Origin of the sequence: Streptomyces sp. NPDC055962, from assembly GCF_042270185.1 — a bacterium.
Taxonomy (GTDB): domain Bacteria; phylum Actinomycetota; class Actinomycetes; order Streptomycetales; family Streptomycetaceae; genus Streptomyces.
The window spans coordinates 6,496-19,166 of record NZ_JBHJYN010000020.1; the positions used below are offsets into that span (position 1 = coordinate 6,496).

A 12,671-nucleotide genomic window follows, 5' to 3' on the forward strand; every position below is an offset into this window, starting at 1 on the left:
CTCTTTTGGGGGGGTTTTTTTTTTTTTTTTTTTGGGGGGGGGGGGGGGGGGGGGGGCGCGGGGGGGGGGGGGGGGGGGCTCCCCCCCCCCCCCCGCCCCCGTTCGGCTCCGCGCGGGCCGGGCGTGCCCGCACGCTTCCCCCTACGGACCGAGGCTAGTATGGTCGGACCATAAATCGACGCGGGAGGTCCCATGCGCATCGGACTCTTCGCCACCTGCCTGGGAGACACGCTCTTCCCGGAGGCGGTGAGATCGACCGCGGTGCTGCTCGCCCGCCTGGGTCACGAGGTGGTCTTCCCGCCGGACCAGACCTGCTGCGGCCAGATGCACGTCAACACCGGCTACCAGCGCGAACCCGTCCCGCTGGTCCGCGACTTCGCCGCGCAGTTCGGGGACCCCTCGATCGAGGCGGTCGTCATGCCGTCCGGCTCGTGCGCCGGCTCCGTCCGCCACCAGCACGAACTCGTCGCCGAGCGGTACGGGGACGCCGCGCTGCGCGCCGGGGTCGCCACGGTCAAGGCGAAGACGTACGAGCTCTCCGAACTGCTCGTCGACGTCCTCGGTGTCACCGACGTGGGCGCCTACTTCCCGCACCGCGTCACCTACCACCCCACCTGCCACTCCCTGCGCATGCTCAGGGTGGGCGACAAGCCCTTGCGGCTCCTGCGTGCCGTCGAGGACATCGACCTGGTCGAGCTTCCCGAGGCCGAATCGTGCTGCGGCTTCGGCGGCACGTTCGCCGTCAAGAACGCCGAGACCTCCACGGCGATGCTCCAGGACAAGATGCGCAACATCACCGGGACCAAGGCCGACGTCTGCTCCGCGGGGGACTCCTCCTGCCTGATGCACATCGGCGGCGGGCTCTCCCGCATCAGGTCCGGTACGCGCACCCTGCATCTCGCCCAGATCCTCGGCTCCACCCGCACCGCGCCGTACGCCCTGAAGGAGGCCGCCCGATGAGCACGTTCCTCGGCATGCCCGCCGCCCCGCCCCGCTCCCCGTACGGCACCGGAAACCTGCGCGGGGACAGGACGTTCCCCGAGGCTGCCCACGACGAACTCCGCAACGAACAGCTGCGCCGAAACCTCGGCAGGGCCACCCGCACCATCCGCACCAAGCGCCTCGGCGTCACCGGTGAACTCCCCGACTGGGAGCAGCTGCGTGACGCCGGATCGGCCGTCAAGACCGACACCATGAACCGGCTGCCCGAACTCCTGGAGCAGCTGGAGCGCAAGGTCACCGAGCACGGCGGCACGGTCCACTGGGCGCGTGACGGCGTCGAGGCCAACGAGATCGTCACCCGGCTGATCCGCGCGACCGGCAGCCGCGACGTCATCAAGGTGAAGTCGATGGCCACCCAGGAGATCGGCCTCAACGAGCACCTCGAAGCATCCGGCATCACCCCCTACGAGACGGACCTGGCCGAGCTCATCGTGCAGCTCGCCGACGACAAGCCGTCGCACATCCTCGTCCCCGCGATCCACCGCAACCGCGACGAGATCCGGAAGATCTTCCTCGACGAGATCCCCGGCGTCGACCCGGACCTCGACAACGTGCCCGCGCACCTCGCCGCCGCGGCCCGCTCCTATCTCCGCGAGAAGTTCATGACGACCAAGGTGGCCGTCTCCGGCGCCAACTTCGGCATCGCCGAGACCGGGACCCTCGCCGTGGTCGAGTCGGAGGGCAACGGCCGCATGTGCCTGACCCTGCCCGACACCCTCATCACCGTCATGGGCATCGAGAAGGTCCTGCCGCGCCACCAGGACCTGGAGGTCTTCCTCCAGTTGCTGCCGCGGTCCTCGACGGGCGAGCGGATGAACCCGTACACGTCGATGTGGACGGGCGTCACCCCGGGGGACGGGCCGCAGGACTTCCACCTCGTCCTCCTGGACAACGGACGCACCGCCGCGCTCGCCGACACGATCGGCCGCGAGGCCCTCAACTGCATCCGCTGCTCGGCCTGTCTCAACGTCTGCCCCGTCTACGAGCGGGCCGGCGGCCATGCCTACGGATCGACGTACCCCGGCCCGATCGGCGCGGTCCTCACCCCGCAGCTCGCCGGGATGCACGCGGCGAAGGACGACCCCAACAGCTCGCTGCCGTACGCCTCCAGCCTCTGTGGCGCATGCTTCGACGCCTGCCCCGTGAAGATCGACATCCCCTCGATGCTCGTCGAGCTGCGCCACCAGCACACCGAACAGTCCGGAACCACGGCGGAGAAGCTCGCGATGAAGGCCGCGGCCGGGGTGATGAAAAGGCCAAAACTCTTCACCGCGGCGCAGAAGGCCGCCGCCCTCGGGCGGGTCGTCGCCGGACGCGACGGCACTCTCTCCCGGCTGCCCCCGCCGCTCAGCGGCTGGAGCGACAGCCGGGACACCGCTGCACCGCCCAAGCAGTCCTTCCGTTCCTGGCTGGCGTCGGCCGAAGGAGCGGAGACGATGCGGACCGCGGCCGAGGAAGGCGCCCGGCGCACCGCCGCACCCGAGGAGGACCGGTGACCACCGCCCGCGACACCGTGCTCGGCCGGATCAGGGACGCCCTGGCCCTCGCGCCCGCTCCCGCCACCGAGATCCCCCGCGCCTACCGCACGGGCCGCACCCTCCCGGACGCCGAGCGCCTCGCGCTCCTGACCGACCGGCTCGTCGACTACAAGGCGACGGTCCACGCCGTCACGAGCGACCGCACGGCCGACGTGATCGCCGGGATCCTGCGCGAACGGGGCGCCCGGAGGATCGGCGTCCCGGACGGCCTGGACGAGCGGTGGCTCGGCGCCTACGACGGCGAGATCCTGCGGGATTCGGCCGACATCCCTGCGCCGAGCCTCGACGCGCTGGACGGCGTGGTGACGGCGTCGGCCGTCACCTGCGCCGAGACCGGCACGATCTTCCTGGACGGATCGGCGGGCCAGGGCCGGCGCGCGCTCTCCCTCGTACCCGACCTGCATGTCTGCGTCGTCGACCTGACGTCGGTCGTGGCCGGTGTCCCGGAGGCGGTGGCCCGGCTGGTGCCGGAGCGGCCGACGACCCTGATCAGCGGCCCCTCGGCGACGTCCGACATCGAGCTGGAGCGGGTCGAGGGCGTCCACGGACCGCGCAATCTGGTGGTGGTGATCCGTACGGACGCCTAAGGCCTGTCCGACGGATTATGTGACGGTAACGGTCTCGGGTCGTCGGCATGGGCATGGGAGGAGGGGATTCAACGCACCCGGAGTGGGCCCGGTTGAAGCTGCATCTCCCGAAGTCAGACACCGGTCTGTCCGTCGAGGAGTTCACGCACGACATCGAGGTGACCGTTGTGGCGGGAGATCTCTTCGATGAGGTGGAGGACCACCCAGCGCAGGTCCACGTGGCGGCCGTCGCCGATAGGGCGTTCGGCCTTGGAGTTCAGGTCGCGGTCGGCCACCAGCCGGCGATAGCGGGCGCTCTGTTCCTCGTACTCGGCGAGAAGCTGGGGCAACGGGATGTCGACCGCTGTCCGCATCTCGGGGTCGGGGTCGTCGTCGGTCGCCGCTGTGAGCGGCCCCTCGGGCTCCTCGCCGAGGAACATCACCTGGACCCAGTGATGCTCGACCCATCGCAGGTGGCTGATCAGCCCGCACATCGTCATCAACGGGGAATCCGGGAGCGGTGCCTTGCGGGCATCTTCCTCGGACACGCCTTCGCACTTGGCTCGCGCCGTGTCACGGGCGTAGTCCAGGAAGGTGGCCAGCTGCGTACGTTCGTCCCACGTGGGGGGTGTATCGGTTCGTTGTGTCATCGCGGGTGAGGTTGCCACAGCTCGGCTGCGGTGTCGCGTGGTTTAGGAACCGTGCAGACGAGCGTGCAACCACCGCCTTGCGCCGGCACGGCCTACAAGATCCGTCGGACAGACCCTCGCCAGGGCTTCCCCCGCCCGAGGACGGCCCGGGAGCCGAGGACGGGTCCGGTGGCGGCCGTGGACCCGTCCTCGGGCCTCTCAGCCCTTGCTCAGGTGGACGGCCACCGTCTCGCCGGCGGTCACCGGCTGGTCGTAGTCCGGGTCCGTCGCCGTCGCCCGCGCCTCGACCTCGACGTCACCGCGCTGGAACGGCACCGACCCGGTGGGGACGGCCTTCGCGGTCCAGGCGACCGGCGCGCCGGGAACGCACTCCACCGACGTGGCGTAGGAGCCCCGGATCAGCTGCTTCCGCTTCACCTGGGTGACGTCGCCCGCCACCTCCACGTGCACCGGCTTGTTGCAGCTCACCGTGCCGTGCAGGGTGGCCTTGCCGTTCAGGGTGCTCGCCGTGCCGTCGAGCGCCACGGCGAGGCCGAGGCCGAGCTCCGCGGGCGGGGCGGGGTTGTCGATGTGCACCTCACCGCGCGCGGCGCTCCCGCCGCCCTCGCAGTGCTGCTCGAAGGAGGCGTCGAGCTCCTCGACGTACCCCCGCGGGCCGAATTCGACCGCTGTGACCGTGAAGGTGCCGGTGAGCGTGTTGCAGCCGCGTCCGTTCCCGCTGAGGTCCAGTCCCGGCTCCGCCGCCTCGTTGAACGGGTACCGGGTGGCCCCGTCATAGGTGCCCGGGGCCAGGGTGGCGCCTGCGGGAGCCGCGAGGTCCAGGTACCACCAGTCCCCGTTCGCCCCGGCGACCGACACCGATACCACCCGGTTGTCGCTCGACCCCGTCACCGACACCGTGTCCTGGGAGTCCGTCGAGTAGGCGTAGGACTCGCCGCCGCTGATCCAGTCGCCCTCGTCCCCGCTGAAGGCCAGCGATCCGTCCGTGACCGGCTGGGCATGAGCCTGGGTTCCGGACAGCAGGCCCGTGGTGCCGGTCGCCATGCTGAGCGCCAGCGTGAGCACGGCCGCCCCTCTGGCCAGAGTGCGCCCGGGCATCGTGAGTTTCATGAGTGTTCCCCCCCTGGGAAGACGGTTCCCGCCTTGCCGACGAGGTGTCCCGTCAGCAGCGGGAAGAGTCTGGCAAGGAGAGGGACGGGCGACAACTGAGTTTCAGGAGTTACTGGTTGAGGTTTCAGCCAAGCTCTGTGGCCGGTGTGAACAGAGGGCTGAGACGCCCATCACCGGGAGTGGTGAACGTACCCCGCAGGGCCGCGCCCCGGCGTCCGCTCCTGCGGGGTGCCGGGGCGCGGCCTCGGTGTCAGGCCTCCAGGCTGTAGAGGGTGAACTCCTCCCAGGAGCCGGTGATCTCGGCCGAACGGGCGCGCAGCGCGTACTGGAGGGATCCGGTGTAGCTGTTCTCCATGGCGACGAAGAGCCCGTTCAGCGTGGACTGGAGCGCGAAGCGGTCCAGGCTCTCGTTGTAGTACAGGACGAACCGCTCCCAGCCGCCCACGCTCGTCGAGCGGGCGCGCAGGATGTTCTGGGCGGTGCCGGTGTAGTTCTTCTCGACCGCCACGTAACGGTCGTTCGCCAGCGACTTCAGCGAGACCGTCCCGGTGGCCTCGTCGAAGGTGAAGACGAAGCCTTCCCAGCCGCCGCCCACCTGGGCGGAACGGGCCCGCAGGGCGCCGGTGTTCGGGGCCGCGTAGTTGGCCTCGGTGGCGACGAACTTCTCGTTGCGGGCCGACTGCAGGGCCAGGAGTTCCGGCTCGACGGCCGCGGCGGTGGCGGCGCTGCGCCCGGCGGCGAGCGGGGCCTGGAGGGTGTCGGCCGCGTCGGTGATGTGCTGCAGTCCGGAGCTGTCCACGGCGACCCAGCCGCTGGGTACCGACGTCGCGGCGTCGGCCTGCGGCGCGGCTCCGGCCGTCGGTGCGGCCAGTGCGGAGGCCGCCAGGAGGGCGCTCAGGGACAGGAATACGGACGTGATTCGTCGCACGGGTCTTCCTTACTTGTCGTCAAGAGAATTCCGGGCGTGCGGAAAGGATGCGCGAAGGAGTCCCCGGTCGTCGCGCCGGGCGATCCGTCGAAAGAACAGCTGCGGACGGGACGGGTGTTCACCCGTCGACCAGTTCCTCCGCACGGCGAAGCCGCCCCCTGTTTCCCCACCCCCGAAAGCCGCGTCGACGCCTCCCCAGGCGTCCCCACGGCTGCCGCGCCACTCGGCGAAGCGGCCTCAGCGTAACCGTGCGCCGCGATATTCGGAATTGATTTCGAGGGATTCTGTGAAGTGCCCGAAAAGATTCCCGTGATGTATCTGTTCCGTGGTCCGCCATTAATTCGGGAGAGGCTTTCTGTTTCCCTGGTGTTGGTTCGGGGGTTCATGAACGGGAGTGCGTCAACCAGGGGCGCATATCCGGGCCGGGGGTGCGTGCGCGGGCCGGGAGTGCATGCGCGGACCGGGGTGCCGGACCTCAGTCGTCGGCGAGAGCCCGTTCGTAGGCCGTGAGCGTGTCGACGAACATCTGCCGCTCGCCCGGCGTCAGCGGGGCGAGCGCCTCGCGCCATGCCGCCGCCCCGCGCCCCAGCCATCCGTGGATCGTGTCCCGGTGCGACTCGGCGATGCTCACGATCTTCCGGCGTCGGTCCGTCTCGGACTCGCGCCGCTCCAGGACACCCTTCCGGCTCAACTCGCCGACCATCAGGCTCACCGTCGTGGGGGCGACCTCCAGTCCTGCCGCCAGCTCGTTGACGCTCATGGGGCCGTCGAAGAGCAGGTGGGCGAGGAGTGAGAGGTGCCGGGGGGTGAGTGCGAGTGAGCGGAGCTCCTCCGGGACCGGGATCCGCTTGGCCCGGCCGATCATGCGCGGCATGAGGAGGAGCAGGGCGCGGATCGACTCGTCGACGTCCTGGCCGGAGTCCCCCCGCCTGGGGTCGGCGGTTGACACGGTCTCCACCTCTCTTTAGCTTTGATGGCAAAGCTAATTTGCTTTCGAAGCAAATGGGTACGCGATGCGATGCTACCGGAGAGGCTGAATCCGTGACCGACCAGCACCCTTCACCCGCAGCGTTCAATCAGCAGGTCATCGAGGAGTTCAGGGCGAACGGCGGCGCGGTGGGAGGGATGTTCGAAGGAGCGCCGCTCGTCCTCCTCACCACCACGGGCGCCCGCACGGGCCGGCCCCGCACCAACCCGGCGGTGTACGCGCACGACGGCACCAGGATCCTCGTGTTCGCCTCCAACGCGGGCGGACCCAGGCACCCGGACTGGTACCGGAACCTGCTCGCCGACCCGAGGGTCACCGTGGAGGCCGCCGCCGGGGGCGGCGCCGTCGAGACGTACGCCGCCACGGCGGTACCCCTCGTGGGGGCCGAGCGTGACCGCCTCTACCAGGAGCAGTGCGACCGCGACCCGGCATTCAGCGCCTATCAGGCGGGCACCACCCGGGTCATTCCGGTCGTCGCGCTGCACCGCCTCGATCTGTCGGACCGTGAGCGCAACCGGGCACTCGCTGCGTACCTGTCCCGCGTCCACCGTGAACTTCGCGAGGAACTGGCGGTGTTGCGCCAAGAGGTCGACGCCGGCCTCGCGGTGCAGGCCCCGGCCGCCCCGCACGACCCCGTACGGCCCGCGCCGTCCCTGGGGAAGCGGCTGGCGGTGCACTGCCTCGCCTTCTGCGACTCCCTCCACACGCACCACACCGGCGAGGACGGGGCGTTCACCGTGTTCGAGACGCAGTTCCCCCGGCTCGCCCCCGTGATCGCGAGGCTCCGCGAGGAACACCGCACCGTGGCGCGGGTCCTGCACGACATCGAAGCGCTCCTCGCACGTCTGTCCTCACGGACGGCCGCGGGTGACGCGGAGACGCTCAGGACCGAGCTGGCGCGCCTGTCGGCCGAGCTCGAAGCCCACTTCAGCCGGGAGGAGCAGTACCTCCTCCCGGCCCTCACCGGTGACGACGGCGGGTCCCTCGCCACGTGAACGGTGCGTGGCAAGGGGCCCGTGGCCGGCCGCCGGACTACGGCTCGTGCGTGACCTCCAGCGGCGCGAAGGCGACCCGGGTCGTCGAGCCGTCGTCGGCCCAGCGCACCGCGACGGCCTCCCGGTCGACGTCCACCCCGCCGACCGCGGCCGCGAGGGGTCCGGCGTCCGGATCGGCGGTGAGCGAGGCCAGTGCCACCAGCACCTCCGTCCCCTCCACGTCGGCGCTCAGCCGGGGCAGTACCGCCCACCGGGTGAACGCCGTCCCCTGCGGAGCCCGTACGTCCTCCTGTCCCTCCCAGCCGTGCAGCCCGTGCAGCGCCGAACGCACCGTGCCCCCGGGGTCCGCCGCCCAGCCCGTCTGCTCGGCCAGGGACCCGGCAGGCGCCCCCAGGATCCGGTGCACCCGCAGCTCGTACCGTCCCCGTACGACGGTCACGCTCTCCACCCGCAGGCCCGGCCAGGTCCGCGGGCCGGCCGGGAAGACCGGGGTGTGCCAGGACGCCGCCCAGCCCCAGCCCTCGCCGTGCCCCGCACCCAGGGGGTGGATCCGGACGCGGCTGCTGCGGGAGCCCCCGACGCGTACCGACAGGTGGTTGTCCGCGGTGTTCGCGGATGCCGTGGGGCCGGTGGCCGTCGAATAGGCGAGCCGTGCGTAGAGCGGGTCAGCCACGTCCGCCGTCTCGCCCTCGTGCGGCCGGACGTGGTCGCTGCCGTGGTTGTGCAGCCGCACGATGCCGTCCGCCCGCGTCGACTGCACCAGCAGTCCCGGCGACGGCAGCGACAGCACCCGGTCCGGGCCCTCGCTGGGAGCGGGCTCCTCGTCCGCCGTCCACAGCGGGTGCTCCGCCGGGGCCAGCAGGGCGACGAAGGCCTTCGACGCCCAGTACGGCGACGAGGGACCCGAGTACACCTGGAGCGTTGCGTCGTGCGGGCCGTGCCACCCCAGGCTCAGCAGACCGTCGTCCCCCGCCGCGCCGTTGTCCAGGAAGTACCGAAGCGATCCGCTGATCAGCCGTCGCGACACCCCCGGTGCCAGAGGGGTGTGCCCGGACACCGCGCCCATGCCGACCGCCGCGCCCGCCGCGAAGCGATAGGTGAGGGAACGCCCGAAGTGCAGCGGGGCGCCGTCCGCGCCGAACATCAGGGAGAAGCCCTCCAGATGCTCGCTCAGCCGCGCCCCGTGGAGGGCGGACAGCTCCGCGTCACCCGAGAGGTAGGCGTCCAGCACGGGGTACAGGTGAAGCGCCCAGCCGTTGTAGTGGTCGAAGGCCCGCCCGTCCCCGTCGGCGTACCAGCCCTCGCCCCGGTACCAGACCTCCAGCAGGTCGAGCGCACGCTGCCGCGCCCGTGCCGTCTCCGCGTCGCCCCGGCCCACCGACTCCAGGAATCCGGCGACGGAGAAGGGGAAGAGGTACCAGTTGTTGGGAGCGGGGCTGTGGCGCAGCGCCCCGCGCAGCCACTCCTCGGCGCGGTCCTGGGTGGCGGCGTCCAGCCGGTCCCACAGCCACGGGCGGGTCAGCCGCAGCCCGATGGCCACCGACGCCGACTCCACCATCGGCTGGCCGAACACGGTGTGGTCCAGGATCAGCGGCCAGGACTCGGCGTCGTCCCGCCCGGCCGTACGCGTACCGGCGGTGAGCCCGGCGGCGTACCGCTCCAGCCAGTTGTGCGGGTCCTTGCCCTCCGCGCCGGCGACCCGGAACGCCGCGGTCAGGAACGTACGGGCGTAGCCCTCCAGGCCGTCGGACCTGACCCCCGAGCGGGAGGGCCGGCCGGGCAGGTCGAGGAGGGCCCGGCCGGGGGTGGCCCACTTCCAGGCGGAGTCCAGCAGTCCGTCCGCCACCGCCTCCCAGTGCGCCCGGGTGTAGCCGGTGAACGGGCTCGGTCCGCGGTCCTCGGGAGGCAGTGCAAAGGGAAGGGAGGTCATGCGAGGAATGCCAGCCTTTCACGTCGTACGGGATGGGCGAAGCCGTCGCCCGCGGCCCAGCGGGCGACCTCACCGACCGCGAGATCGGCCAGCCGCCTCAGTTCGTTTCCCTGGGATCCCGCGAGATGGGGAGTGATCGTGGCGTTGTCGCAGTCCCACAGGGGGTGGCCGGGCGGCAGCGGATCGGGGTCGGTGACGTCGAGCACCGCCCGGATGCGCTCCTGCCGCAGGACGTCGGTGAGGGCGTCCTGGTCGACGACCGCACCCCGGGAGGTGTTGATCAGGACGGCGTCGGGTCGCATGGAGGTGAGGAGTTCGCGGCTGACCAGCCCCGTCGTCGCGGGCAGCAGCGGGGTGTGGACGCTGACCACGTCGCTCCGGTTGAAGAGCGCGGGCAGGGAGACCCGCGCGACCCCCAGCGCGGCGGCCTCCTCGTCCGTGACGTACGGATCGTGGAGCAGCACCCGCAGGTCGTAGGGGCGGAGCAGCTCGATCACCCGGCGGCCGATCAGGGAGGCGGACAGGATGCCCACTGTTCGGCGGTAGTTGCCCACGTCGGGCGGTGTGGCGAGCCAGGCGTCACGCAGACGGGTGGCCCGGTAGTCCCTGGCCCGTTCCAGGACCCGCTTGCCGGACAGCAGGATCATCGCCAGGGTGTACTCCGCGACCGGGAGGGCGTTCGCCGCCGCCGCGGACGACACCTCGATGCCCCTCTCCCAGCACGCTTCGGTGACATGGCCGCGCACCGTGCCCGCGGTGTGCACGACCGCCCGCAGCGCGGGCGCCTCGGCCAGCACCCCGGCGTGGATCGGCGGGCAGCCCCAGCCGGTGACCAGGACCTCCGTGCCGGCGAGCACGGCGCGGGCCGCCCCGGTCGAGAAGTCGTCGAGGGCGGGGAGGGGCGCGAGGTCGCACACCTCGGCCAGCGCCGCCAGGGAGTCCGGGGAGAGCACCGCCGCTGCGGCGTCCGCTCCCATGGCGAGCGCGGCACGCGGCCGGCGGTGGGCGGGGGGAGTGCTGTGCATGGTTCTCCTGTGCGGTGGTCCGGGCGGGGCGGCACGGCTACTTGACGGCACCCGCCGTCAGACCGGACCGCCAGAAACGCTGGAGCAGGGCGAAGGCGAGGATCAGGGGCACCACCGCGAGCAGCGAGCCCATGATCACGGCGGGGTAGTACTCGGGAGACACGGACGCCGAGCTGTTCCAGGTGTACAGGCCGAGGCTGACGGGATAGAGGTCCTGGTCGGAGAGCATCACCATGGGCAGGAAGAAGTTGTTCCAGATGGCCGTGAGCTGGAAGAGGAAGACGGTGACCAGACCCGGTCCCAGCATCCGCAGCGCCACCCGGAAGTAGGCGGCCAGTTCGCCGGCGCCGTCCATCCGCGCGGCCTCCAGCACCTCGTCCGGCACGTAGCCCTGGCTGAAGATCCGGCCGAGGTAGACCCCGAACGGGTTGAACAGGACAGGGATGAAGACCGCCCAGAAGGTGTTCACGAGACCGGCGCCGGAGGCCATCAGGTACAGCGGCAGCGCGAGCACCGTCTGCGGCACCATGACGGCGGCCAGCACCAGTCCGAACAGCTTCTCCTTGTGCGCGAAGCGGTACTTGTCGAAGGCGTAGCCGCAGGCGATGCTGATCAGCGCGCCGAGGGCCGCGCCCAGCACCGCGTACAGCAGGCTGTTGCCGTACCAGCGTCCGAACAGCCCGCCGTCCATCGCGAACAGGTCCTTCATGTTCTGGACGAAGGAGAAGTCGCTCAGCGACAGGATGTTGCTGCTGAAGAGGGCGTCCCTGTTCTTGGTGGAGGCGAGCACCAGCCAGAGCACCGGCAGCAGGGTGTACATCACCGACACGAGCACCACGAGATTGACGACGGAGCGCCCGAGGAGCCGGGGCCGCAGGGGTGCGGTGGTGCGGGACACGGTCGACGCGCTCATCGGGCGCCCTCCTCGGTGGCGTTGGCGCGGTTGGTCCAGCGGGTGACGCCGTAGGAGAGCGCGATCGTGCAGAGCAGCAGGATGACCGAGGCGGCCGCCGCCAGTCCGTAGTTGTTGCGGGTGAACGCGGCGTCGTAGATGTACATGCTGGGCGAGAAGCGCGAGTTGATCATCGGCGTGGACTGGCTGAGCAGCATGGGTTCGGTGAAGAGCTGGAGCGCGAAGATGAGGGTGAACATCGCGACCATCACGATGGACGACCGCACCAGGGGGGTCTTGACCTGGAGAGCCGTGCGGACGGGGCCCGCACCGTCGACCACGGACGCCTCGATCACCTCGCGGGGGACCGCCTGGAGGGCGGCGTAGAACACGATCATGTTGTAGCCGAGGTTGCTCCACAGCGCGATGTTCACGATGGACGGGAGCACCGTGTGCACCCCGAGGAAGTCGACGGTGATGTCGGCCTTGCCCAGCAGGTCGATGACCGGACTGATGCCGGGGGTGTAGAGGTACAGCCAGATCAGGGCCGCGATGATGCCCGGCACGGCGTGCGGCAGGAAGAGCGCCAGCTGGGCGGTGCCCCGGAGCCGGACCACACCCGCGTCCAGCAGCAGTGCCAGCACGAGCGCGCCGGCCACCATCAGCGGGATGTAGACCAGGCAGTACAGGGCGACGACGCCGAGGCCGCCGAGGAAGGTCGGGTCCGCCAGTACGGCGGCGTAGTTGCGGACCCCGGCGAAGACCGTCCGCTCGGGGCCGAACCCGAGACCGGGCTGGTCGTCACTGAAGAAGCTCAAGTAGACGGCGGTGGCGACCGGGATCAGGAAGACGGTCACCAGGAGGACGAAGAAGGGCGTCATCAGGACGCCGCAGGCGCCGAGTTCACGCCGGCGGGCGGATCTGCGGCCCGTGGGTGCGGCCGGCTCCGCGGCCGGGGTCCTCGTCGACGGCCGGGCGGGGGCGTCCGCGGCCACGGACACGGGGGTGGCGCTGGTCATGGGTGTCACCTGCCTCTCTGCTGCTGGG

At 71.0% G+C, this 12,671-nt stretch carries 12 protein-coding genes; 4 read left to right on the forward strand and 8 right to left on the reverse strand.

What is annotated here, in order from left to right:
* The first annotated feature begins 192 nt into the window (after positions 1-192).
* From ACFC51_RS34125 to ACFC51_RS34135, 3 genes are read left to right on the forward strand one after another with little or no spacing between them, the layout of a single operon-like run.
* A complete protein-coding gene (locus tag ACFC51_RS34125) occupies positions 193-960 on the forward strand; it encodes a (Fe-S)-binding protein (protein WP_376370687.1) in 768 nt (255 codons plus the stop codon).
* Positions 957-2,498 (forward strand): lactate utilization protein B, encoded by a 1,542-nt coding sequence (locus tag ACFC51_RS34130; protein ID WP_376370685.1) that lies wholly within the window; start codon positions 957-959, stop codon positions 2,496-2,498. Before ACFC51_RS34125 ends, ACFC51_RS34130 begins: the two co-directional genes overlap by 4 nt.
* Positions 2,495-3,127 (forward strand): lactate utilization protein C, encoded by a 633-nt coding sequence (locus tag ACFC51_RS34135; RefSeq protein WP_376532623.1) that lies wholly within the window; start codon positions 2,495-2,497, stop codon positions 3,125-3,127. The genes ACFC51_RS34130 and ACFC51_RS34135 overlap by 4 nt, the downstream gene beginning before the upstream one ends.
* A gap of 113 nt (positions 3,128-3,240) precedes the next feature.
* Here the strand turns inward: ACFC51_RS34135 and ACFC51_RS34140 are convergent, their stop codons facing one another.
* The 4 genes from ACFC51_RS34140 to ACFC51_RS34155 form a co-directional block, all read right to left on the reverse strand.
* Complete coding sequence (locus ACFC51_RS34140) at positions 3,241-3,756, reverse strand: DinB family protein (RefSeq protein WP_376370682.1); 516 nt, start codon at positions 3,754-3,756, stop codon at positions 3,241-3,243.
* A 198-nt stretch (positions 3,757-3,954) separates the two neighbouring features.
* A complete protein-coding gene (locus ACFC51_RS34145; protein WP_376532625.1) occupies positions 3,955-4,866 on the reverse strand; it encodes a hypothetical protein in 912 nt (303 codons plus the stop codon).
* A gap of 250 nt (positions 4,867-5,116) precedes the next feature.
* Positions 5,117-5,785 carry a hypothetical protein gene (locus ACFC51_RS34150; RefSeq protein ID WP_376532671.1) on the reverse strand — a complete coding sequence of 223 codons (669 nt, stop codon included), beginning with the start codon at positions 5,783-5,785 and terminating at the stop codon, positions 5,117-5,119.
* A gap of 484 nt (positions 5,786-6,269) precedes the next feature.
* Complete coding sequence (locus ACFC51_RS34155) at positions 6,270-6,668, reverse strand: MarR family winged helix-turn-helix transcriptional regulator (RefSeq protein WP_376370692.1); 399 nt, start codon at positions 6,666-6,668, stop codon at positions 6,270-6,272.
* Positions 6,669-6,835: 167 nt separating this feature from the next.
* Here ACFC51_RS34155 and ACFC51_RS34160 point away from each other — a divergent pair, with 167 nt between their 5' ends.
* Positions 6,836-7,777 carry a nitroreductase/quinone reductase family protein gene (locus ACFC51_RS34160; protein WP_376532627.1) on the forward strand — a complete coding sequence of 314 codons (942 nt, stop codon included), beginning with the start codon at positions 6,836-6,838 and terminating at the stop codon, positions 7,775-7,777.
* 37 nt (positions 7,778-7,814) lie between these two features.
* On the opposite strand, the gene ACFC51_RS34165 is transcribed toward ACFC51_RS34160, so the two are convergent.
* From ACFC51_RS34165 to ACFC51_RS34180, 4 genes are read right to left on the reverse strand one after another with little or no spacing between them, the layout of a single operon-like run.
* Complete coding sequence (locus ACFC51_RS34165; RefSeq protein ID WP_376532629.1) at positions 7,815-9,707, reverse strand: DUF2264 domain-containing protein; 1,893 nt, start codon at positions 9,705-9,707, stop codon at positions 7,815-7,817.
* Complete coding sequence (locus ACFC51_RS34170; protein ID WP_376370676.1) at positions 9,704-10,732, reverse strand: hydroxyacid dehydrogenase; 1,029 nt, start codon at positions 10,730-10,732, stop codon at positions 9,704-9,706. Before ACFC51_RS34170 ends, ACFC51_RS34165 begins: the two co-directional genes overlap by 4 nt.
* Positions 10,733-10,769: 37 nt before the next feature.
* On the reverse strand, positions 10,770-11,645 hold the full coding sequence (locus tag ACFC51_RS34175) for a carbohydrate ABC transporter permease (RefSeq protein ID WP_376370675.1): 876 nt from the start codon (positions 11,643-11,645) through the stop codon (positions 10,770-10,772).
* Positions 11,642-12,643, reverse strand: a complete 1,002-nt coding sequence (locus ACFC51_RS34180) for a carbohydrate ABC transporter permease (RefSeq protein WP_376370673.1) — start codon at positions 12,641-12,643, stop codon at positions 11,642-11,644. Before ACFC51_RS34180 ends, ACFC51_RS34175 begins: the two co-directional genes overlap by 4 nt.
* Between the last annotated feature and the right edge of the window lie 28 nt (positions 12,644-12,671).